We start from the raw sequence: 21,327 nt of genomic DNA, 5'->3' as shown, positions 1-21,327 counted from the left end.
GAAACATACGTTTACGCCAACCCCTTGTCAAGCGCTGCCAATCGGCCGGCTACGCGACCAGATCGATGCGAGGCTCCGGCGCTGGCAACTCGCCCAGACGCCGATACAGATCAAGATTAGGCGCTGGTGGCAGAGCCTGCTGCGACTGCTCGGTGGGCTGCTCATCCACTTGCCTGGCTTGGTCACGCGCCTTGCGCTGTTCGACGGCGCTGATGGCTTCTTCGCGCCGCTGCTCGGCCAGTTCGACGCGCGCCTGCGCCGCCTGCGCCTGAGCCAGAGCAGCTACACGCAGGTCCTGCGGGGAAGGTTCGATGGGCGCGAGTGCTGCGCGCAGGACGATTTCCATCTTGCGCAACGTCGCTTCGGGATCATTGGGAACGGGAGCGGTGTCGATGCTGACTTCGCCCGAGACGGCGTAACGCTGCCCATCGGGGCCGCGCTTGAAGCTATAGGTGGGCGCACCGGCGTATTGCCCACCTACGGCCGCGTGCGCCTGCTCGTGGGTGCGCACCTCGCGGTCACGTTGCACGAGATCGGCGATTTCCAGCTGCTGCTGGCGCTGCTCCTGAGGGCTTGGCTCGGGCTCGCCTGCGCGCGTCGATGAGTTGCTATCGCGATCCGCCTCTTCTCGGCCGGAGGCGGCGGAGTCGGCCTGCTGCTCCTGTGGCGCGGCGACAGGCGCCTGGTCGGCACGGGCAATATCAGGGGAAACATCGGACGACAGCGGTCTCGCCGAACTGGCGGACGGCGCGGGAGTGAAAGGTGGCAGGCTACTGCCGATCTGCATGAGCGCCCTCCTGCCCCGCTGCTGGCCGCATCCGCGCGGCCGCGCTGAGACGACTTAAGCGCGGGTATCGATCAAGGTGCCCAGGACCTCGTCAGCCGTGTCGACGACACGCGCATTGGCGCGCACTTCGTTTTCACCGACGCGCAACGCAACGAGGCTTTCAGTCAGATCGGGACGGCTACGCTCGGAAATCTCTGAGCTCGGGTTGACCTGGTTCTGCGGCGGGGTCTGGGTGGCCTGCTGAGAAGGGTTGATGGTGTTGCTGGCGATACCAGCGGCTGCCTGTTCGACACGGCGTTGCCCGGCCTGAATACCGTTCAAACCCGAATTGAATGCGTTGGCGGAGATTTCCATCGGCAGCCCCCTGAGGGATGTAGAACCTAATGGCGGGTATTGAAGCAGAAAACGGCTAAAAAACGTACAGGCAAAAGGCTATGGTCACTTTACTGTTTATTACCAGTCTGCCAACAACTCGAGATTGAGGTGTTCCGCTACTGCTGCGGCCGTCGCTTTGCCCAGGTGCGGCACCCGCCCCAGGCACGGCGCTGGTAGCCGCTCGCTGAGGGTGGCGAGATTCTCCTCCAGGCGTGAGGTCTTCGGCTCGACGATATTGGCCACCCAGCCGGCCAGCCTGAGCCCGTCCCGCTCGATGGCTTCGGCACTGAGTAGTGCATGGTTGATGCAACCCAGGCGCACACCCACCACCAGAATCACCGGGATACCCAGCGCCATGGCCAGGTCCGACAGGTTTTCCTCGCCGGCCAGCGGCACACGCCAACCACCCGCGCCCTCCACCAGCGAGAAGTCCGCGCCCTTGGCCAGAATCGCCCGTACCGGCGGCAGCAGGCTGGCAACATCCAGTTTGACGTCTACCTCACGGGCTGCCAGATGCGGGGCAATGGCCGGCTCGAAGGCCAGTGGGTTGACCTCGTCGTAGCGCAGCGGCAACGAACACTGGGCGAGCAAGGCCAGCGCGTCGTCGTTGCGCAATCCGTCGGCGGTTCGCATGCAACCGGAGGCGACCGGCTTGGCCGCTGCGGTGCTCAGCCCCCGCTGGCGCGCCGCATGCAGCAGGCCAGCGGCAATAGTGGTCTTGCCGATTTCGGTGTCCGTTCCGGTGACGAAGTAGGCTTGGGTCATCTGGTCCCCCGTGGGAGCGAGCGCTGCTCGCGAAGCTTGTTGGCGAGCGAGGCTCATGCCTATGAAGGTTTCTGCAGCACGCCGTACACCACCTGGTAGGTCGCCGGCAGCCCTTGAGGCTGACGAAAACACTCGTAGGCCTCGATCAGCGCGCGAATGCGTGAGCGTCCGGTCAACCCACCTGGTCGCCCCGGATTGAGGTTGTGCGCGCCGAGGTCCTTGAGCGAGGTAGTCAGGCTGCGCAGATCCGCGAAGTGCAGCACCTCGGCCTGGCGCTGTAGCATCAGCGACTGCAAGCCACTGGCCGCACATATCTGCTGGTAATCCTCGAAGCGGCGAAAACGATTGACGTGGACGAAACCATCGACCGCCAGCCAACTGTCACGCAGCTCCTGCAGGGTGCCGACGCACAGGCTGGAGAACGCCAGCACACCACCGGGGCGCAACACCCGCTGCGCTTCGCTCAGCACACGCGGGAAGTCGGCACACCATTGCAGCGCCAGGCTGGAGAACAACAGCTCGACGCTGTCGCCTTGCAGCGGCAGGGCTTCGGCATCGCCAGCGATGAAATGAGCAGCGCCACCATGAGGCCTGGCGTGACGCAGCATGCCTTCGGCGATATCCACAGCCAGTCCTTCGCCTTGTGCATAACGCTCGGCCAGGGCGCGGGTGAAATAGCCCGTGCCGCAACCCAGGTCCAGCCAACGACGTGGCTGCAGCGAGGCCGGCAAACGCACCAGCAGCTGGGTGCCGACGTTGCGCTGCAACTCGGCCACCGCATCGTAGCTTTCTGCCGCGCGGGAAAACGACGCGGCGACCTGGCGCTTGTCCGGTAACGCCGCATCACCGTAGGGTGCGCTGTGCGCACCAAGGGATTGGTAAAGCGGGTCCGTACCACGTACCCCACGCAGCTCAGACATCGTTGGCCTCGCAGATGAAATCGAGCATCAAGGCCGCCAGAGCATCCGCCTGGTCAAGTACGAAGGCGTGACCACAAGCTTCCAGCATGTCCACTTCACCCGTTGGCAACAGCGCCAGCAGCGCGTCACCCGCCGCAGCCGGCACCAGCGCATCCTGCTCGGCCAGCAGGTGCAATTGCGGCCCGGTGAAAGCCGCCAGCGCCACGCGATTGTCGAGAGTCGCCAGCAAGCGCAGCCCGGCCAGCAAGGATGGCTCGTCGCTGGACGCCAGATGATTCTGCAGCTGTCGTGACAGGCCGCGTGTGTCGGCGCAGCCCTGGGCACAGAGCATGGCGAAGCGCTTGAGGGTCGCGCCAGCATTCTCCTGGCAGCCCTGATAGAAGGCTGCGTATGTCTGCGCCGGCATTGCCGTCGGCCAGGCATCGCTGGCGACGAAACAGGCATTGCTGGCCAGGGTGATCAGGCCACGGCAGCGCTCGCCACGACGTGCAGCCAGGGCAGCCGCCAACATGCCGCCAAGCGACCAGCCGGCCAGCCAGCAGTCATGTGGCAAGCGCGTATCCAGCTCGTCGAGCCAATCGGCCGCCGCCGCACTGCTCAGTCGCGGCAAGGCCGGCACCTGCACCTGCATATCGCTACCCAGCGCCTCGGCCAGCGGTTGCAGTACGGCGCCGCTCAGGCCCCAGCCCGGCAACAGAATCAGCGTCTCACGCATCGGGCTGCACCTGCGGCCAGCACTCGGCCAGCGCTTCGAGCAACAGCTCGAGCTGCACATCGCTGTGCGCAGCGGATAGGGTCACGCGCAAGCGGGCACTACCGGCAGGCACGGTCGGCGGGCGAATGGCGCCCACCAGCAGGCCGCGATCCTTGAGCAGGGCAGAGAGTTTCAGCGCACGCGCGCTGTCGCCCACCAGGATCGGCTGAATCGGCGTGGGGCTGTGCATCAGGCTCAGGCCGATCTCGGCGACGCCCTGACGAAAGCGTGCGATCAGTCGGTTCAGATGCTCCCGACGCCAGCTTTCGCTGCGCAGCAGCTCCAGGCTCTTCAGCGTGGCGCAGGCAACGGCCGGCGGCTGGCTGGTGGTATAGATGTAAGGACGGGCGAACTGGATCAGGGTCTCGATCAGTTCCTCGCTGCCGGCGACGAATGCGCCGGCGGTACCAAAGGCCTTGCCCAGCGTGCCGACCAGTACCTGCACATCATCCTGGCCCAGACCGAAGTGCTCGACAATACCGCCACCGGTGGCGCCCAGCGGGCCGAAGCCGTGAGCATCATCGACCATCACCCAGGCCTGCGTGGCGCGCGCCTCGGCACACAATGCCGGTAGATCGGCCAGATCGCCGTCCATGCTGAACACACCATCAGTGACCACCAGACAGTTGCCCGTCGCCTTGCGCAGGCGGTTGGCCAGGCTGACAGCATCGTTGTGCAGGTAGCGAGAAAAACGCGCGCCGCAGAGCAGGCCGGCATCGAGCAGCGAGGCGTGGTTGAGACGGTCCTGCAGCACGCTGTCGCCCTGCCCGAGCAAGGCGGTGACGACCGCCAGATTAGCCATGTAACCGGTAGAGAACAGCAACGCACGCGGCCTGCCGGTGAACTCGGCCAGTGCTTCTTCAAGTTCATGGTGCGGCGTGCTGTGGCCGATCACCAGATGCGAGGCACCGCCACCGACGCCCCATTTTTCCGCGCCCTGCTGCAGGGCGCGAATCACTTCGGGGTGGTTGGCCAGGCCGAGATAGTCGTTGGAACAGAAGGCCAGCAGTTCCTGATCGTCCGCGCGCACCTGCGGCCCCTGCGGGGTCTGCAATAGCGGGCGCTGGCGGAACAGATCGGCGGCCTGACGCTCGGCCAGGCGGGCGGATAAATCGAAAGGCATATGCATACCCTGTAGGAGCCGACTTGCCGCTGCCCGACGTCTCGGCGATCAACGGCAATCGCCAGCAAGCTGGCGCCTACATAAACAGCGGTTTAGGCCGAAGCGGCGTTGTAGAACAGCTTGGAATCGCGCTGCTCGACCAGCGCCTGCTCGATGGCCGCCTGGTGCACCTCATCGGCATGCTCTTCGCGCTCTTCGGGTTTGATGCCAAGGCGCTTGAACAGGGCCATGTCCTTGTCTGCCTGCGGGTTGGCGGTGGTCAGCAGCTTCTCGCCGTAGAAGATCGAGTTGGCGCCAGCCATGAAGGCCAGGGCCTGCATCTGCTCGTTCATCGCTTCGCGGCCCGCGGACAAACGCACGTGGGACCTGGGCATCATGATCCGCGCCACGGCCAGGGTGCGGATGAAGTCGAACGGATCGACGTCCTTCTCCTCGGCCAGCGGCGTGCCCTTGACCTTGACCAGCATGTTGATCGGCACGCTTTCCGGGTGCTCCGGCAGATTCGCCAGCTGGATCAGCAGCCCAGCGCGGTCGTCAACCGACTCGCCCATGCCGAGGATGCCGCCGGAACAGATCTTCATCCCCGCCTCGCGCACGTAGGCCAGGGTCTGCAGGCGCTCGCCGTAGGTGCGGGTGGTGATGATGTTGCCGTAGAACTCCGGCGAGGTATCGAGGTTGTGGTTGTAGTAGTCCAGCCCTGCTTCGGCCAGCGCCTGGGTCTGCTCCTGATCGAGTCGACCGAGGGTCATGCAGGTTTCCAGGCCGAGCTTCTTCACGCCCTTCACCATCTCCAACACGTAGGGCATGTCCTTGGCGGATGGATGTTTCCACGCCGCGCCCATGCAGAAGCGCGTGGAACCGATGGCCTTGGCCTCGGCGGCGGCCTCCAGCACCTTCTGCACTTCCATCAGCTTTTCCTTGTCCAGGCCGGTGTTGTAGTGGCCGGACTGCGGGCAGTACTTGCAGTCTTCCGGGCAGGCGCCGGTCTTGATCGACAGCAGGGTCGAGACCTGTACGCGGTTGGCATCGAAGTGCTGGCGGTGGACGCTTTGCGCCTGGAACAGCAGGTCGTTGAAAGGCTGCTCGAACAGCGCGCGAACCTCGGCGAGGCTCCAGTCGTGGCGGGTGGTGATTGCAGCGGTTGCGCTCATCTGAGAAGTCCTTCGACGCTTGGTGGCATCTGTTGTCAGGCCCACACGGGGCATTCAGGCTTTGGCCATCATAAGTGGCGATTGGATGCTGTCAACCACAACAAAGACACAGGTTTACGTATGATCAATTATTGACCAATAGAACTTATATCATGGCACAAGGCCAAATGCTTACCCCTCCCACAGGATGTTCTGCATGCAGGTTGAAGGTTTCTTCGAAGGGCTCGGCGAAGCGCTGGGTCGCGCCATCCGTTTCATCGTCGACATGCTGTCCGGCGTGTTGGGTGCCATGGCCGATGCCATCGACGACTTTCTCCATGGCCTGGCCAGGGCCATTGGCATGGACGTGTCGATCTTCAGCATCATCCTGCTGATCATCGGCCTGCTGCTTTTGTTCAGCGGCGCTCGTTCGCTATTACGTGGCTCGATCATCGGCGGTGTGATCTGGCTATTTCTCGGTCTGGTCGTGATGGGCTGGCTCATCCGCTGACGCTGACTAAACTCCAGGCACCACTGCTCATGGACGAGCTGCCATGTCGCCATTCGATCTCGCCTCACTGTCACGCCTTGCCTGGCTACGCCAACGGCGTCATTGCCAGCTTTGCGACGAAGCCACCGACCACCCCACGCACAACATCTGCACCGCCTGCGAGACCGAGTTGCCCTGGCTCGGAGCGCAATGTCAGATCTGTGCGGTGCCATTGCCGGCACACGGCATGATCTGCGGCACCTGCCAGAACAAGCCGCCGAGTTTCAGCCGTGTGGAAGCGCCCTGGCGCTATGCCTTTCCCGTCGACAACCTGATCACCCGCTTCAAGCACCAGGCGCAATGGCCATACGGCCGTCTGCTCGTCGAACTACTGGCCGAACACCTGCGCCATGCCTTCGATGAAGGGCTGCCCCGCCCCCAGGCGCTGCTGCCGGTGCCGCTGGCCCGCAAGCGCCAGCGACGACGCGGCTTCAATCAGGCACAGATGCTCGCCGACTGGCTGGGTGCCAGCCTAAAGCTGCCGGTGCAAAATGACTGGCTCCAGCGCCGCGTCGATACACCCGCACAGCAAGGGTTGGATGCCGCAACGCGCAAGCGCAATCTGCGTCAGGCCTTCAGCCTGGAACTGCAAGCCAAGGTCGCCGGCGCTCATCTGGCGCTGGTCGACGACGTGCTCACCACAGGCGCCACGGCGGGCGTGCTCGCCCACCTGCTGCGTCGCGCCGGCGCCCTGCGCGTCGATGTGTATTGCCTGGCACGTACGCCACGGCCGGGCGATGGCTGACTTGACGCGCCTGGCACAGTCACGCACCGTGCCCGACATCCTCCCTGGCAACGCCTGAACCATGTCGCAGCTCGATTCCATCGCCCAATTGCTCAGCCGCCGCCCGAAACGCCTGGCCCTGCTCGAGCAGATCGCCGAACAAGGCTCCATCACCCGCGCCGCCAAAGCCGTCGGGCTGAGCTACAAGGCGGCCTGGGATGCCATCGACGAGCTGAACAACCTGTCCGAGCAGCCCCTGGTCAGCCGCAGCGTCGGAGGCAAGGGCGGCGGTGGTGCGCGCCTGACACCCGCTGGCGAACACCTGCTGGCGCTGCAGCAACGCCTGCAGGTATTGCAGACGCAATACCTGCAGGCCGCCGGTGACGATGCCGATCTGGAGCTACTCGGCCGCCTGATGCTGCGCACCAGTGCGCGCAACCAACTGACCGGTCGTGTACGCGCGATTCACGCCCACGGGCACAACGACCTGATCGATATCGAACTGCCAGGCGGCGACCACCTGCAGGCGCAGATCACCCATGACAGCACGGAAAACCTGCAACTGAGCGAAGGCAGTAACGTGGTAGCCCTGATCAAGGCCGGCTGGCTGGAATTGCAGCCACTACAGGCTCCTCGTGCCGAACAACACAACGCACTCGAAGGCCGCATCGAACAGATTCTGCCGGCCAACGACGGCCCCAGCGACGTGCGCATCAGTCTACCCGGCGGCCAGACCCTGTGCGCCCTGATCGAATCCGCTCGGCTGGCCGAGCTGGGCCTGCGCGTCGGCGATCCGGTGCTCGCGCAGTTCGCCGCCAGCCAGGTGCTGCTGGGTACGCAACTGTAGGCCGGCTGCAACTCGCTAATAACGCCAACGGCGGGTTACACCCGCCCTACGTCGAGCGCAAGCCGGTAGACTGGGCGCCCACTCACGCGGAGCCGCTCATGAGCCATCCTTTTTCCACCCTCACCCCGGATCTGGTACTCGATGCAGTGGAGAGCATCGGCTACCTCAGCGACGCCCGCGTATTGGCACTCAACAGCTACGAGAACCGCGTCTATCAGGTAGGCATTGAGGGCGAAACGCCGCTGATCGCCAAGTTCTATCGCCCGGATCGCTGGAGCGATGCGGCGATCCGCGAGGAGCACAGTTTCAGTGCCGAGCTGGCCGAGCATGAGGTCCCGGTGGTGGCGCCACTCACGCGCAACGGCGAGACGCTGTTCGAACACGGCGGCTTCCGCTTCGCCCTGTTTCCCCGCCGTGGTGGCCGCGCACCGGAGCCGGGCAATCTCGAGCAGCTGTATCGCCTCGGCCAGTTGCTCGGACGCATGCACGCCATCGGCGCCAGCCGTCCTTTCGCTCATCGTGAAACCCTGGCAGTGGACAACTTCGGCCATGCAGCCCTGGCCTCCCTGCTCGACGGCGGCTTCGTGCCGCGCAGCCTGCTGCCCGCGTACGAGTCGGTAGCGCGCGACCTGCTCGCCCGCCTCGATGAACTGTTCTCCCGCGTGCGTTACACGCCGATTCGCCTGCATGGCGACTGCCACCCCGGCAACCTGCTACACCGCGATGACGCCTTCCATGTCGTCGACCTCGATGACTGCCGCATGGGCCCGGCTGTGCAGGACCTGTGGATGATGCTGGCCGGCGAGCGTCATGAGCGCCTCGGCCAGCTGGCCGAACTGGTCGACGGCTACCAGGAATTCCACGACTTCGCCGCCCGCGAGCTGCCGTTGATCGAAGGCCTGCGCGCCCTGCGCCTGATGCATCACAGCGCCTGGATCGCCCGACGCTGGGACGACCCGGCGTTCCCTCTGGCCTTCCCCTGGTTTGCCGGCGAGCGCTACTGGGGCGACCAGATTCTCTCTCTGCGCGAACAGATGGCCGCACTGGATGAAGAGCCACTGCGACTGTTCTAAGGCGCTATCTCGATGCCGTCAGGTAGGGTGCGCCGCGCGCACCGCGGACTGCCCGAGCGGCGGCAAGGGTCAGCCAACGCCCAGATCATCGCGGGACTGATCATCAGCCCGCACAGCGCGCAGACCGATACAGTTGCACACGCCGCGTAAAGTTTGCCTTACGACTTTGCCGACGCGGCGGTGTACGGAAAAAACTGAACGAACAGACAAGGCAGAGGCCAGAGCGCTAGAATTTCGCGGCAACCGTTAGTTGCCTAACCAAGGATTCTCGATGGCCACCGCCAATCCGCAACGCGGGTACATTCTGGGTCTCACCGCCTACATCATCTGGGGCCTGTTCCCGCTCTACTTCAAAGCCCTGCAAAGCGTGCCGGCGATGGAGATCATCGTGCACCGCGTGCTCTGGTCCGCGCTGTTCGGCGGCCTGCTGCTGCTCGTCTGGAAGCACCCTGGCTGGTGGCGCGAGCTGCGCGACAATCCCAAACGCCTGGCAGTGCTGGCCGGCTGCGGCCTGCTGATCGCCACCAACTGGCTGGTGTACGTGTGGGCGGTGAACAACGACCGCATGATCGAAGCCAGCCTGGGCTACTACATCAACCCGTTGATCAACGTGTTGCTCGGTCTGCTGATTCTCGGCGAGCGCCTGCGTCGCCTGCAGTGGCTGGCCGTCGCACTGGCCGCACTGGGCGTGCTGCAGCAGCTATGGCAGGTCGGCAGCCTGCCCTGGGTGTCGCTGGTGCTGGCGCTGACCTTCGGTTTCTATGGATTGATCCGCAAACAAGCGCCCGTGGCGGCACTGCCCGGGCTGGTGGTGGAAACCTGGCTGCTGGTGCCGGTGGCGCTGGCCTGGTTGGTTCTGCACCCTACAGCGATGAGCAGCCAGGCCAGCTTCTGGACCAGCAGCGAGGCACTCTGGCTGGCCGCCGCCGGGCCGATCACACTGGTGCCGCTGGTGTGCTTCAACGCCGCGGCGCGGCATCTGCCTTACACCACGCTAGGCTTCCTGCAATATCTGGCTCCGACCCTGGTGCTGCTGCAGGCCATCCTGCTGTTCGATGAGCACTTCTCGCCGAGCACCCTGCTGGCGTTCGCCTGCATCTGGGCCGGACTTTTTGTATACAGCCTGGACATCTGGCTGAACCTGCGCAAGCGCTCGAACGCTTAACCCGGCGGTGCGCACGGCGCACCCTACGGGGGTTCGCGAACACCGTAGGGTGTCGCGGGCCCACCTAGGCCGTGTGCACCGGTTTTCCTGCTAGCGCTCGCTGAACAGAAAACATCCACCCAGCGCCAAGCCTCGCCAGCCCTGGCGCGGCGCCTTTCACCCCCGGCTTATCCACAGATCCATCCCCGATATTTGTGCACAAGCCATTGATCCTGCTGATTTTTTAGCCAGCCAATGAAAAGCCCCGGGGCACTAGGTAGTGCGCCGGGGCTCCCCAGTTTATCCACAGGCTGATCCACCTATGCCGTGGATATCAATCCTCGGCGCGCAGATTCAGCTCCACCATCAGGTCATCGGCCAGGGTTTCCAGGCGTGCCTGCAATTGCTCCAGCGCCAGCGTCTCCGGCACGGCCAGCAGCGCTTCGGCGGTGAACAGCAGCTCGCCGCTCATTGGCGCTGGCGCCACCTCGGTCAGCAGGCTCTCCAGGTTGACGCCCTGCTCGGCCAGCACACGGGTGATATCGCGGACGATACCGGGCCGGTCGTTACCCACCAATTCCAGACGAATCGCGGTGAAGCGCCCGCCCGGTTCGCTGCCGCTCGCTGCCAGTTGCACACGAATGCCCTGTGCACCGAGGGCTTCGAGCTCCTTGATCAGGCCACCATGGGCCTCGGCCGGCACATCCACCCGCACGATTCCGGCGAACTGCCCGGCCATGCGCGCCATGCGGCTCTCCAGCCAGTTGCCGCCATGGTTGGCCACGCAGCCGGCCAGACGCTCGACCAGACCCGGTTGATCCTCGGCAATCACCGTCAGTACCAGATGGTCCATGTACTACCTCACTCGTTCACAGGATTAGGAAGGTCAGCCGCGTAGCGACAACCAATAGGTGAAGAACTGCTCGTCACGCACATAGCCAAGCCGCTGGTAAAGGCTCTGACCGGCCAGATTGGTCTTCGCCGTCTCCAGTTGCAGACCGCAGGCGCCGGTCGCCTCGGCATGCGCGCGAGCGGCATTCATCAGCGCCTCGCCAACACCCGAACGGCGCGCGCTTTCGTCGACATACAGATCGCTGAGCAACCAGGCCGGTTCCAGCGCCAACGAAGAATGAAAGGGATAAAGCTGCACGAAGCCCTGCGCGGCGCCCTGCTCGTCGCGGGCGATGAACAACTGTGAATCCCCACGCTGCAGGCGCAGGTCAAGGAAAGCGGCGATCTCCGCCTCGTCGCGCGGCACTTGATAGAAGCGCAGATAGCCAGCAAACAGACGGGTGAGATCGCCAAGGTCGGCAGCAACAGCAGCAGATACCGTCATGGCGGGCTCCAGGATGCTCGAAAAAACAGTATAGGCGAGGAGGCGTAGGCCATATTGGCGCTGTTGTCAGTAGTCAGCCCAATTAATCGTGTACGGTTTTGATTATTTTATGGAACAATAGCGCACTTTTTTGCACACATAGCGTATTGATCGTGACCATAAATAGTCTTTTGGTCGCAGACTGACGCTACCCCGCTGCATTTACCCAGGTTCTTGATGTAGTATGCCGCGCTTTGGACTACAAGACGGAAAACCCGTCGCCAAAGCGGCTATTGAGTAGAGCTCAGAGAGAGTGAGGCAAGTGATGACTGAACGCGTTCAAGTCGGCGGCCTGCAGGTCGCCAAAGCCCTGTACGACTTCGTGAACAACGAAGCCATTCCCGGTACCGGCATCGCTGCCGACAAGTTCTGGGCCGGTGCCGCTGCGGTCATCAAGGACCTGGCGCCGAAGAACCGTGCCCTGCTGGCCAAGCGCGACGAACTGCAGGCGCAGATCGATGCCTGGCACCAGGCGCGCAAGGGTCAGGCCCATGACGCCGCTGCTTACAAGGCCTTCCTCCAGGAAATCGGCTATCTGCTGCCGGAGCCGGAAGACTTCCACGCCACCACCACCAACGTCGACGAAGAAATCGCCCGCCTGGCCGGCCCACAGCTGGTGGTACCGGTGATGAACGCGCGCTTCGCCCTGAACGCCTCCAACGCCCGCTGGGGCTCGCTGTACGACGCGCTGTACGGCACCGACGTGATCAGCGAAGAAGGTGGCGCCGAGAAAGGCAAGGGCTACAACAAGGTCCGCGGCGACAAGGTCATCGCCTTCGCCCGCGCCTTCCTCGACGAGGCCGCACCGCTGGCTGCCGGCTCGCATGTCGACTCCACTGGCTACGCCATCGTCGACGGCAAACTGGTCGTCGCCCTCAAGGGTGGTAGCAACAGCGGCCTGCGTGACGACGCGCAACTGGTCGGTTTCCAGGGCGAGGCCAGCGCGCCGATCGCCGTGCTGCTCAAGCACAACGGCCTGCACTTCGAGATCCAGATCGACGCCTCCAGCCCCATCGGCAGCACCGACGCCGCTGGCGTGAAAGATGTACTGATGGAAGCGGCGCTGACCACCATCATGGACTGCGAAGACTCCGTCGCGGCCGTCGATGCCGATGACAAGGTGGTGGTCTACAAGAACTGGCTGGGCCTGATGAAGGGCGACCTGGCCGAGCAAGTATCCAAGGGCGGCCAGACCTTCACCCGCACCATGAACCCGGATCGCGTCTACACCCAGCCGGACGGCTCCGAGCTGACCCTGCACGGCCGTTCGCTGCTGTTCGTGCGCAACGTCGGTCACCTGATGACCAACCCGGCCATCCTCGACGCCGAAGGCAACGAGATCCCGGAGGGAATCCAGGACGCGCTGTTCACCAGCCTGATCGCGGTGCACAACCTGATCGGCAACACCAGCCGCAAGAACACCCGCACCGGCAGCGTGTACATCGTCAAACCGAAGATGCACGGCCCGGAAGAAGTCGCCTTCACCAGCGAGATCTTCGCCCGCGTCGAGGATGTGCTGGGCCTGGCCCGCAACACCCTGAAAGTCGGCATCATGGACGAAGAGCGCCGCACCACCGTCAACCTCAAGGCGTGCATCAAGGCCGCCAGCGAGCGCGTGGTGTTCATCAACACCGGCTTCCTCGACCGTACCGGTGACGAGATCCACACCTCCATGGAAGCCGGCGCCGTGGTGCGCAAGGCCGCCATGAAGAGCGAAGCCTGGATCGGCGCCTACGAGAACAACAACGTCGACGTCGGTCTGGCCACCGGCCTGCAGGGTCGTGCACAGATCGGTAAGGGCATGTGGGCCATGCCGGACCTGATGGCGGCTATGCTCGAGCAGAAAGTCGCGCACCCGCTGTCCGGCGCCAACACCGCCTGGGTTCCGTCGCCGACCGCCGCTGCCCTGCACGCACTGCATTACCACAAGGTCGACGTGTTCGCCCGTCAGGCCGAACTGGCCAAGCGCGCCCCGGCTTCGGTTGACGACATCCTGACCATTCCACTGGCCAAGGACACCAACTGGAGCGCAGAGGAAATCCGTAACGAGCTGGACAACAACTCGCAAGGCATCCTCGGCTACGTGGTGCGCTGGATCGACCAGGGCGTCGGCTGCTCCAAGGTGCCGGACATCAACGACGTTGGCCTGATGGAAGACCGCGCCACCCTGCGCATTTCCAGCCAGCTGCTAGCCAACTGGCTGCGCCACGGCATCGTCAGCGAAGCGCAGGTGGTGGAAAGCCTCAAGCGCATGGCGCCGGTGGTGGATCGTCAGAACGCCAATGACCCGCTGTATCGCCCGATGGCCCCGGACTTCGACAACAACGTCGCCTTCCAGGCCGCGCTGGAGCTGGTGATCGAAGGCACCAAGCAGCCCAACGGCTACACCGAGCCGGTGCTGCACCGCCGCCGTCGCGAGTTCAAGGCCAAGAACGGCCTTTAAGTCGCGCATCCTGTAGGAGCGGATTTATCCGCGAAAGCTGCACCTACGAGCCAAYAAAAAACCGCCTGCGAGGGCGGTTTTTTATTGGTTGCGGCGCCGCCTTGTGGGAGGCGCTTTAGCGGCGACTTTGGTGTACAACGTCGCGGCTAAAGCCCCTCCCACAGCCCCGTAGCCCGGATGCAATCCGGGGATGCCCGCCTCCTCCCCCTACTTAGGTGCAATGGGCAAGCCGACCAGCCAGGGCCACACTGACAACATCCCGAAACTGCGAGGCGCACGCCCATGAGCAAGGCCGACGCGATGGCCGATGCGGGCAAGACAGCGGTGCTGCAGAACATCCACGGCACCATGGAGTTCCTGCAGAAGTTCCCGCCTTTCAACCAGATGGACACCGCCCATCTGGCGTTTCTGGTCGAGCACTGTCAGCTGCGCTTCTATGCCGAGGGCGATTCGATCATCAAACCCAGCGATGGCCCGGTCGAGCACTTCTACATCGTCAAGCAAGGCCGTGTGCATGGCGAGCGCCCGCACAGCGCCCGGCGTGGCACGGAAACCACTTTCGAGATCACCGCCGGCGAGTGCTTCCCGCTGGCTGCGCTGATCGGCGAGCGCGCCACGCGCACCGAGCACCTGGCCGCCGAAGATACCTTCTGTTTGCTGCTGTCCAAGCTTGCCTTCGTCAAACTCTTCGCCGTTTCCAACCCGCTGCGCGACTTCGCCCTGCGTGGGGTCAGCAGTCTGCTCGATCAGGTCAACCAGCAGGTGCAGTTGCGCGCGGTGGAAACCCTCGGCGCACAGTATTCGCTGGATACCCGCCTGGGCGAACTGGCCATGCGCCAACCCATCGGCTGCGCCCCTGACACGCCGCTGCGTGATGCCGTGCGAATGATGCACGAGCAGCATGTGGGCAGCATCGTGGTGCTCGACCCAGCCGACAAACCGCTGGGTATTTTCACCCTGCGTGACCTGCGCAGGGTGGTGGCCGATGGTGTCGACCTGGCCCAGCCCATCGACAACCTGATGACGCCCAACCCTTTTCACCTGGCGCCTGATGCCAGCGCCTTCGACGCCGCTATCGCCATGACCGAGCGGCATATTGCCCATGTCTGCCTGGTGGAGCACGAAAAGCTGTGCGGGGTGATTTCCGAGCGCGATCTGTTCAGCCTGCAGCGTGTCGACCTGGTGCACCTGGCACGCACCATCCGCCATGCCGGCAAGGTCGAGACCCTGGCCGGACTGCGCAGCGACATCCGCCTGCTGGTCGACCGCATGCTCGCCCACGGCGCCAGCTCGACGCAGATCACCCATATCGTCACCCTGCTCAACGACCACACCGTATGCCGAGTGATCGAGCTGACCCTCGAGGACATGGGCGATCCAGGCATACCCTTCACCTGGCTGTGCTTCGGCAGCGAAGGCCGCCGCGAGCAGACCCTGCACACAGATCAGGACAACGGCATTCTCTTCGAGGCCGAAAATGCCAGCGAGGCCGCCGCCACCCGTGAGCGCCTGCTGCCGATCGCCCGCGAGATCAACCAGCGCCTGGCGCAGTGCGGCTTTACCCTGTGCAAGGGCAACATCATGGCCGGCAACCCCGAGCTGTGCCTGTCGCGCGAGGAGTGGTCGCGGCGCTTCGCCGGCTTCGTCCTCGAAGCCACGCCGGAAAATCTGCTGGGCTCGACCATCTATTTCGACCTGCGCGCGATCTGGGGCCCGGACGAAGGCTGCGAACAGCTACGCGAGGAGCTGCTCGGACGCATCGCCAACAACAGCCTGTTCCAGCGCATGATGGCGGAGAACGCCCTGCGCCACCGCCCGCCGGTTGGACGCTTCCGCGACTTCGTGGTGGCCCGTTCGGGCGCCGACAAGGACACCCTCGACCTCAAGGTGCAGGGCCTTACGCCATTCGTCGACGGAGCCCGTTTGCTCGCGTTGGCCAACGGCATCAGCGCGGTCGGCACCCTGGAGCGCCTGCGCGCGCTGATCACCAAGGGCGTGATCGAGGCCCTGGACGGCGCCGCCTATGAAGAGGCCTACCACTTCATTCAGCAGACGCGCATGCAGCAGCATCAACTGCAGGCACGCGACGAGCTGCCCTACTCCAACCGGGTCGACCCCGACCACCTCAACCACCTGGACCGGCGCATTCTGCGCGAGTCGTTCCGCCAGGCGCAGCGCCTGCAGAGCAGCCTGGCCATGAGGTATCAGCTATGAGCAAGTTCACCTGGTTCACCGGCCGTGGTCCGGCCCTGCCCCAGCAGCAGCTGCAACGCCGCGTTGCTCTGAGTGCGCCGGCGCCGCTCGACGAACGCCCGCTGCACCAGCAGCGCTTCGTCGTCCTCGATCTGGAAACCACCGGCCTGAATATGCGCCGCGATCAGGTACTGGCCATCGGCGCAGTGGTGATCGATAACGGCGCCATCGACTTCGCTGAGCAGTTCGAATGCACGCTGCACCGCGCCGATCACCAGGCCAGCGCCAGCACCCTGATCCACGGCATCGCCCCCAGCGAAGTGGCCCGCGGCGTGGAACCGGCAGAGGCACTGCTGGATTTCATGGAGTTCGTCGGCAGCAGTCCGCTGCTGGCGTTTCATGCCGAGTTCGACCAGCGTATGCTGGCCCGCGCACTGCGCCAGAGCTTGGGCTATCGCCTGCAGCACAGCTTCTTCGATGTCGCCGAAATCGCTCCGCTGCTATGCCCACAATCGCGCATTCGCCAAGGCGGGCTCGATGAATGGGTCGCCGAATTCGGCCTGCAGGTGCACCAGCGTCACAACGCCAGCGCCGACGCCCTGGTCACCGCCGAGCTGGCACTGATGCTGTTTAGCAAGGCGCGCCGTCAGGGCATCGACAGCCTCTGCGAACTGGAGCGCCAACTGGCCAGCCAGCGTCGGCGCCAGCACGCCATGTGACCACCATGCACCACGGCGCAATCGCAACGTTTCCTCGGCCCTGACCTCTTCTGCAGCAAAACAGTTCACCAGCCCCAGGTGCGCACCGCGCACCCTACGGATTGGCGTCACGTAGGGTGCGCCGCGCGCACCAAGACTTTCGGCACCGTCCCTCCTGGTGGATGGGTGAAGCGTCATCCACCCTGAGAAAAGCCTACAGGCCGCGTCTCGGCACGTAGGGTGGATGGCGCTCTTTCATCCACCATGGGCACTCCGGCAATACTGGCCAGCCGGCACACCATGTGACCACCGTGCACCACGGCGCAATCGCAATGCATCCTTGGCCCTGATCTCTCCTGCAGCAAAGCAGTTCACCAACCCCAGGTGCGCACGGCGCACCCTACGGATTGGCGTCCACGTAGGGTGCCCGCGCGCACCGACACTTCGGTACCGTCCCTCCTGGTGGATGGGGGAAGCGTCATCCACCCTGCGAAAAGCCTAAAGATCCCGCATCAGCAGCCCGTACTCCAATTGCACATCTGCCGGCAACGGCAGGTACAGCACATGGCCGTCGCCCGGCGCCACTTGCTGCGCCTGCCCCTGTGCGCTCTCCAGTTGCTTCAGGGTGAAGTGCAGGTTGCCCTGCGGCGTCATCAACTCCAGCTCATCACCCACAGTGAAGCGATTCTTCACCCTGACCTCGACCAGTTCGCCACGGCGCTCGCCGGTCAGCTCACCGACGAATTGCTGACGCTCCGCAAGCGAGCTGCCGCGCTCGTAGTTCTGGTATTCGTCATGTACGTGGCGACGCAGGAAGCCCTCGGTGTATCCACGATGCGCCAATGACTCCAGGCTCCCAAGCAGGCTCGGATCGAAAGGCTTGCCCGCCAGTGCATCGTCGATAGCGCGGCGATAGACCTGCGCGGTGCGTGCCACGTAGAAGTGGCTCTTGGTGCGCCCCTCGATTTTCAGTGAATGCACGCCCATGCGCACCAGCCGCTCGACGTGCTGCACCGCGCGCAGGTCCTTGGAGTTCATGATGTAGGTGCCGTGCTCGTCTTCGAAGGCAGCCATCTCCTCGCCCGGACGACCGGCCTCTTCCAGCACGAAAGCCTGGGTCGTCGGTGCGCCCTGACCGAGGGTTGGGTCAACCACACGGACGATCTCGCCCAACTCGTTCTCGGCCGCAGGCGTGGCCTGGTACTGCCAGCGGCAAGCGTTGGTGCAGGTTCCCTGGTTAGGGTCGCGGCGATTGATGTAGCCCGACAGCAGGCAGCGCCCGGAATAGGCCATGCACAGCGCGCCGTGGACGAATACCTCCAGCTCCATGCCTGGCACCTGCCTACGGATCTCCTCGATCTCTTCCAACGACAGCTCACGCGACAGGATCACCCGCGTCAGCCCCTGCTGGCGCCAGAACTCGACACTGGCCCAGTTCACCGCATTGGCCTGCACCGAGAGGTGAATCGGCATCTGCGGGAAGTGCTGGCGTACCAGCATGATCAGGCCCGGATCGGACATGATCAGCGCATCCGGCGCCATCTCGATCACCGGCGCCAGGTCCTTGAGGAAGGTCTTCAGCTTGGCGTTGTGCGGGGCGATGTTGACCACCACGTAAAACTGCTTGCCCTGGGCGTGCGCCTCATCGATGCCGAGCGCCAGGTTGGCATGGTCGAATTCGTTGTTGCGTACCCGCAGGCTGTAACGCGGCTGCCCGGCATACACCGCGTCGGCGCCGTAGGCGAAGGCGTAGCGCATGTTCTTCAGGGTGCCGGCTGGCGACAACAGTTCGGGGAAACGGGGCATGACCGCAAGCTCGAAAAATCAGGGGCTGGCGATTCTATGCAGGTGGCAGGCGTGAATATTGATCTGAGTCTATCGGACCCGGAAAAGCGCCCGAGTCCGGCACCATCGGTGGAGGGTCGGTGCGCACGGCGCACCCTAAAGTGAGAGGAATCCGCAAATAGGGGCTGGTCGCCCAGGTCGCGTGCACCGATGCTGCGCTTTCGGGTAGGGTGCGCCGTGCGCACCGCTGCCGCGACGCAAGAATGGCGCGCTAGCGACACACCTGACGATACAGCGCGTCATCCTTGTCGATTCGCTTGAGCTGTGCCAGCTGAGGCTGTTTCTTCTCGTCCAGCGGCAACAACTCGCCGGTTGCGCAATTGAGCAGGTGGGCGCGGTGCGAAACGTGGTCGATGTGCTGCTTCTCGAAGCGATAGAGCATGAACTCGGCCACTTGGGCGTCCGCCACCTGCTCGCGCACAACGCTCTTGCTGTCGAGTACGGTGAAGGCGGTGACCATCGGTACGAAGTAGCTCCACGGGCGCCAGAACACGTGGCCCGCTTCTGTCGCGACCACGACTGACTCCTTGGGCTGGCGCGCCTGCTGATGCTCGAACCAGGAATACTCGTAGAACACCTGATAACCCAGCATCCCCAGACCACCGAACAGCGGCACGATCCACTTCGGCAGTTTGTTACGCGTCAGTTTGCGCAGCAGCAGAGCGATACCGGCAGCGCCGAGCCCCGCCACCACGATGGCAAGCAAAGTCCACAACATATGGTTGTTCCCGAAAAAAGACGGGCCTCCAGTGGAGGCCCGTCTGTCAGACCCTGGACCATCGACAGATGGCGTCAGGCCAGGATTATGCTTAGTGGCTCAGAGCGGCACCAGCACCTTTGGGGGTACGTACGCTTTCCACCAGATCCTGGATCTCCTGCGGCGGTGCGGCGGTGACCATCGATACGCCGTAGGCCACGGCGAAGTTGATCAGGGCGCCGACGGTACCGAAGGAAGCCGGGGAGATACCCATGAACCACTGGTCCGGGGTATTGGGCAGCATGTTGGTCTCCGGAATGAAGAACCAGCCCAGGTAGGTGAAGATGTACAGCAGGGTGATCACCAGGCCGGCGACCATACCGCAGATCGCACCCTTGTCGTTCATGCGCTTGGAGAAGATCCCCATCATCAGCACCGGGAACAGGGTCGCCGCGGCGATACCGAAGGCCAACGCCACCACCTGCGCGGCGAACCCTGGTGGATTCAAGCCCAGATAGGTCGCCAGCAGAATCGCTGCAGCCATCGATATCCGCGCCGCCATCATCTCGTTCTTCTCGCTGATCTTCGGGTTGATCAGGGTCTTGATCAGGTCATGACTGATCGCCGAAGAAATCGCCAGCAACAATCCCGCCGCCGTCGACAGTGCCGCCGCAATGGCGCCCGCCGCGATCAGACCGACCACCCATGCAGGCAGGTTGGCGATCTCCGGGTTGGCCAGAACCAGGATGTCGTTGTTCACGGTCAGCTCGTTACCGTTCCAGCCACGCTCTTGAGCAGTTGCGGTAAAGGCCGGTGCGGCATCGTTGTACATCTGGATGCGGCCGTCGCCGTTCTTGTCTTCCCACTTGATCAGGCCGGTCTGTTCCCAGTTTTTGACCCACTCAGGACGCTCTTCGTAGGACAGGGCCGGGGCCGAAGCGCCTTCCGGATAGATGGTGGTCATCAGGTTCAGACGTGCCATGGAGGCCACGGCCGGAGCAGTCAGGTAGAGCATGGCGATGAAGATCAGAGTCCAGCCAGCCGACCAACGTGCATCGGAAACCTTCGGCACAGTGAAGAAACGGATGATCACGTGCGGCAGACCGGCAGTACCAATCATCAGCGACATGGTGAACAGCACCATGTTCAGCTTGTTGTCGACATCGGCGGTATAAGCAGCGAAGCCCAGGTCACGCACCACTTCATCGAGCTTCTGCAGCAGTGGCAAGCCAGACTCGACATGGTCACCGAACAGGCCCAGCGGCGGGATCGGGTTACCGGTCAGCTGCAGGGAGATGAAGATAGCCGGGATGGTGTAGGCCACGATCAGTACCACGTACTGCGCGACCTGGGTGTAGGTGATGCCCTTCATGCCGCCGAATACGGCGTAGGCGAACACCACGGCCGCAGCGATCCAGATACCGGTGGAGTTGCTCACTTCGAGGAAGCGCGAGAAGGCAACGCCGGCACCGGCCATCTGACCGATCACGTAGGTCACGGAGATGATCACTAGGCAGATCACTGCAGTCAGGCGCGCGCCACGACTGTAGAAGCGATCACCGATGAAGTCCGGTACGGTGAACTTGCCGAACTTGCGCAGGTAGGGCGCCAGCAGCATCGCCAGCAGCACGTAGCCACCGGTCCAGCCCATGAGGAAGGTGGAGTTGGCATAACCGCCGGCGGCAATCAGGCCCGCCATGGAGATGAAGGATGCAGCGGACATCCAGTCAGCGGCAGTCGCCATGCCGTTGGTGACCGGATGCACACCACCGCCAGCGACGTAGAACTCTTTGGTGGAGCCGGCACGCGCCCAAATGGCGATGCCGATGTAGAGCGCGAAGGACGCGCCTACGAACAACATGTTGATGACGAATTGGCTCATGA

At 63.8% G+C, this 21,327-nt stretch carries 20 protein-coding genes; 8 read left to right on the top strand and 12 right to left on the bottom strand.

Annotated features, from left to right (window positions below):
* Positions 1-49 precede the first annotated feature (49 nt).
* The 7 genes from INS93_RS13445 to bioB all read right to left on the bottom strand — a co-directional run bounded on the left by INS93_RS13445 (position 50) and on the right by bioB (position 5,875).
* Positions 50-787, bottom strand: coding sequence for a putative metalloprotease CJM1_0395 family protein (locus tag INS93_RS13445; protein ID WP_192982728.1), 738 nt, complete (start codon positions 785-787; stop codon positions 50-52).
* A gap of 54 nt (positions 788-841) precedes the next feature.
* A complete protein-coding gene (locus INS93_RS13440) occupies positions 842-1,141 on the bottom strand; it encodes a hypothetical protein (protein WP_160019984.1) in 300 nt (99 codons plus the stop codon).
* Positions 1,142-1,240: 99 nt separating this feature from the next.
* Complete coding sequence (gene bioD, locus INS93_RS13435; RefSeq protein WP_192982726.1) at positions 1,241-1,927, bottom strand: dethiobiotin synthase; 687 nt, start codon at positions 1,925-1,927, stop codon at positions 1,241-1,243.
* 59 nt (positions 1,928-1,986) lie between these two features.
* Complete coding sequence (bioC, locus tag INS93_RS13430; protein WP_192982723.1) at positions 1,987-2,847, bottom strand: malonyl-ACP O-methyltransferase BioC; 861 nt, start codon at positions 2,845-2,847, stop codon at positions 1,987-1,989.
* The gene (locus INS93_RS13425) at positions 2,840-3,562 is read right to left on the bottom strand and encodes an alpha/beta fold hydrolase (RefSeq protein ID WP_192982720.1); all 723 of its coding nucleotides are present in this window, start codon (positions 3,560-3,562) and stop codon (positions 2,840-2,842) included. The genes bioC and INS93_RS13425 overlap by 8 nt, the downstream gene beginning before the upstream one ends.
* Complete coding sequence (bioF, locus tag INS93_RS13420) at positions 3,555-4,724, bottom strand: 8-amino-7-oxononanoate synthase (RefSeq protein WP_192982718.1); 1,170 nt, start codon at positions 4,722-4,724, stop codon at positions 3,555-3,557. Before bioF ends, INS93_RS13425 begins: the two co-directional genes overlap by 8 nt.
* 92 nt (positions 4,725-4,816) lie before the next feature.
* The gene (gene bioB, locus INS93_RS13415) at positions 4,817-5,875 is read right to left on the bottom strand and encodes a biotin synthase BioB (RefSeq protein WP_192982715.1); all 1,059 of its coding nucleotides are present in this window, start codon (positions 5,873-5,875) and stop codon (positions 4,817-4,819) included.
* A gap of 196 nt (positions 5,876-6,071) precedes the next feature.
* Here bioB and INS93_RS13410 point away from each other — a divergent pair, with 196 nt between their 5' ends.
* The 5 genes from INS93_RS13410 (at position 6,072) to rarD (ending at position 10,213) form a co-directional block, all read left to right on the top strand.
* On the top strand, positions 6,072-6,365 hold the full coding sequence (locus INS93_RS13410) for a hypothetical protein (RefSeq protein WP_192982711.1): 294 nt from the start codon (positions 6,072-6,074) through the stop codon (positions 6,363-6,365).
* A 43-nt stretch (positions 6,366-6,408) separates the two neighbouring features.
* Complete coding sequence (locus INS93_RS13405) at positions 6,409-7,149, top strand: ComF family protein (RefSeq protein WP_192982708.1); 741 nt, start codon at positions 6,409-6,411, stop codon at positions 7,147-7,149.
* A 61-nt stretch (positions 7,150-7,210) separates the two neighbouring features.
* On the top strand, positions 7,211-7,975 hold the full coding sequence (locus INS93_RS13400; protein ID WP_192982705.1) for a TOBE domain-containing protein: 765 nt from the start codon (positions 7,211-7,213) through the stop codon (positions 7,973-7,975).
* Between the two features lie 98 nt (positions 7,976-8,073).
* Complete coding sequence (locus INS93_RS13395) at positions 8,074-9,048, top strand: serine/threonine protein kinase (protein WP_192982702.1); 975 nt, start codon at positions 8,074-8,076, stop codon at positions 9,046-9,048.
* Positions 9,049-9,319: 271 nt separating this feature from the next.
* Positions 9,320-10,213, top strand: coding sequence for an EamA family transporter RarD (gene rarD / locus INS93_RS13390; protein WP_160019992.1), 894 nt, complete (start codon positions 9,320-9,322; stop codon positions 10,211-10,213).
* A 313-nt stretch (positions 10,214-10,526) separates the two neighbouring features.
* Here the strand turns inward: rarD and INS93_RS13385 are convergent, their stop codons facing one another.
* The gene (locus tag INS93_RS13385; RefSeq protein ID WP_192982700.1) at positions 10,527-11,045 is read right to left on the bottom strand and encodes a glycine cleavage system protein R; all 519 of its coding nucleotides are present in this window, start codon (positions 11,043-11,045) and stop codon (positions 10,527-10,529) included.
* A gap of 33 nt (positions 11,046-11,078) precedes the next feature.
* Positions 11,079-11,528: a GNAT family N-acetyltransferase gene (locus INS93_RS13380; protein WP_160019993.1), complete on the bottom strand. Its 450-nt coding sequence runs from the start codon at positions 11,526-11,528 to the stop codon at positions 11,079-11,081.
* Between the two features lie 304 nt (positions 11,529-11,832).
* On the opposite strand from INS93_RS13380, the gene INS93_RS13375 reads away from it, so the two are divergent.
* The 3 genes from INS93_RS13375 to INS93_RS13365 all read left to right on the top strand — a co-directional run bounded on the left by INS93_RS13375 (position 11,833) and on the right by INS93_RS13365 (position 16,922).
* Positions 11,833-14,010 carry a malate synthase G gene (locus INS93_RS13375; protein ID WP_192982697.1) on the top strand — a complete coding sequence of 726 codons (2,178 nt, stop codon included), beginning with the start codon at positions 11,833-11,835 and terminating at the stop codon, positions 14,008-14,010.
* A 282-nt stretch (positions 14,011-14,292) separates the two neighbouring features.
* Positions 14,293-16,224, top strand: coding sequence for a putative nucleotidyltransferase substrate binding domain-containing protein (locus INS93_RS13370; protein ID WP_192982695.1), 1,932 nt, complete (start codon positions 14,293-14,295; stop codon positions 16,222-16,224).
* Positions 16,221-16,922, top strand: a complete 702-nt coding sequence (locus INS93_RS13365; protein WP_192982693.1) for a PolC-type DNA polymerase III — start codon at positions 16,221-16,223, stop codon at positions 16,920-16,922. Before INS93_RS13370 ends, INS93_RS13365 begins: the two co-directional genes overlap by 4 nt.
* Before the next feature lie 477 nt (positions 16,923-17,399).
* On the opposite strand, the gene yegQ is transcribed toward INS93_RS13365, so the two are convergent.
* The 3 genes from yegQ to INS93_RS13350 all read right to left on the bottom strand — a co-directional run bounded on the left by yegQ (position 17,400) and on the right by INS93_RS13350 (position 21,325).
* Positions 17,400-18,707 carry a tRNA 5-hydroxyuridine modification protein YegQ gene (gene yegQ / locus INS93_RS13360; RefSeq protein WP_192982691.1) on the bottom strand — a complete coding sequence of 436 codons (1,308 nt, stop codon included), beginning with the start codon at positions 18,705-18,707 and terminating at the stop codon, positions 17,400-17,402.
* A gap of 250 nt (positions 18,708-18,957) precedes the next feature.
* Positions 18,958-19,464, bottom strand: a complete 507-nt coding sequence (locus INS93_RS13355) for a hypothetical protein (RefSeq protein WP_099525892.1) — start codon at positions 19,462-19,464, stop codon at positions 18,958-18,960.
* Positions 19,465-19,555: 91 nt separating this feature from the next.
* Positions 19,556-21,325, bottom strand: coding sequence for a sodium:solute symporter family protein (locus INS93_RS13350; RefSeq protein ID WP_192982689.1), 1,770 nt, complete (start codon positions 21,323-21,325; stop codon positions 19,556-19,558).
* Positions 21,326-21,327 lie beyond the last annotated feature (2 nt).

Source organism: Pseudomonas sp. EggHat1 (genome assembly GCF_014892995.1).
Lineage (GTDB): Bacteria > Pseudomonadota > Gammaproteobacteria > Pseudomonadales > Pseudomonadaceae > Aquipseudomonas > Aquipseudomonas chaetocerotis.
This window is presented reverse-complemented; position numbering and strand designations above follow the sequence as displayed.

Coding starts and splice junctions, on each gene's coding strand:
- INS93_RS13445 (WP_192982728.1), bottom strand. CDS start 787: ATGCAGATCGGCAGTAGCCTGCCACCTTTCACTCCCGCGCCGTCCGCC.
- INS93_RS13440 (WP_160019984.1), bottom strand. CDS start 1,141: ATGGAAATCTCCGCCAACGCATTCAATTCGGGTTTGAACGGTATTCAG.
- bioD (WP_192982726.1), bottom strand. CDS start 1,927: ATGACCCAAGCCTACTTCGTCACCGGAACGGACACCGAAATCGGCAAG.
- bioC (WP_192982723.1), bottom strand. CDS start 2,847: ATGTCTGAGCTGCGTGGGGTACGTGGTACGGACCCGCTTTACCAATCC.
- INS93_RS13425 (WP_192982720.1), bottom strand. CDS start 3,562: ATGCGTGAGACGCTGATTCTGTTGCCGGGCTGGGGCCTGAGCGGCGCC.
- bioF (WP_192982718.1), bottom strand. CDS start 4,724: ATGCCTTTCGATTTATCCGCCCGCCTGGCCGAGCGTCAGGCCGCCGAT.
- bioB (WP_192982715.1), bottom strand. CDS start 5,875: ATGAGCGCAACCGCTGCAATCACCACCCGCCACGACTGGAGCCTCGCC.
- INS93_RS13410 (WP_192982711.1), top strand. CDS start 6,072: ATGCAGGTTGAAGGTTTCTTCGAAGGGCTCGGCGAAGCGCTGGGTCGC.
- INS93_RS13405 (WP_192982708.1), top strand. CDS start 6,409: ATGTCGCCATTCGATCTCGCCTCACTGTCACGCCTTGCCTGGCTACGC.
- INS93_RS13400 (WP_192982705.1), top strand. CDS start 7,211: ATGTCGCAGCTCGATTCCATCGCCCAATTGCTCAGCCGCCGCCCGAAA.
- INS93_RS13395 (WP_192982702.1), top strand. CDS start 8,074: ATGAGCCATCCTTTTTCCACCCTCACCCCGGATCTGGTACTCGATGCA.
- rarD (WP_160019992.1), top strand. CDS start 9,320: ATGGCCACCGCCAATCCGCAACGCGGGTACATTCTGGGTCTCACCGCC.
- INS93_RS13385 (WP_192982700.1), bottom strand. CDS start 11,045: ATGGACCATCTGGTACTGACGGTGATTGCCGAGGATCAACCGGGTCTG.
- INS93_RS13380 (WP_160019993.1), bottom strand. CDS start 11,528: ATGACGGTATCTGCTGCTGTTGCTGCCGACCTTGGCGATCTCACCCGT.
- INS93_RS13375 (WP_192982697.1), top strand. CDS start 11,833: ATGACTGAACGCGTTCAAGTCGGCGGCCTGCAGGTCGCCAAAGCCCTG.
- INS93_RS13370 (WP_192982695.1), top strand. CDS start 14,293: ATGAGCAAGGCCGACGCGATGGCCGATGCGGGCAAGACAGCGGTGCTG.
- INS93_RS13365 (WP_192982693.1), top strand. CDS start 16,221: ATGAGCAAGTTCACCTGGTTCACCGGCCGTGGTCCGGCCCTGCCCCAG.
- yegQ (WP_192982691.1), bottom strand. CDS start 18,707: ATGCCCCGTTTCCCCGAACTGTTGTCGCCAGCCGGCACCCTGAAGAAC.
- INS93_RS13355 (WP_099525892.1), bottom strand. CDS start 19,464: ATGTTGTGGACTTTGCTTGCCATCGTGGTGGCGGGGCTCGGCGCTGCC.
- INS93_RS13350 (WP_192982689.1), bottom strand. CDS start 21,325: ATGAGCCAATTCGTCATCAACATGTTGTTCGTAGGCGCGTCCTTCGCG.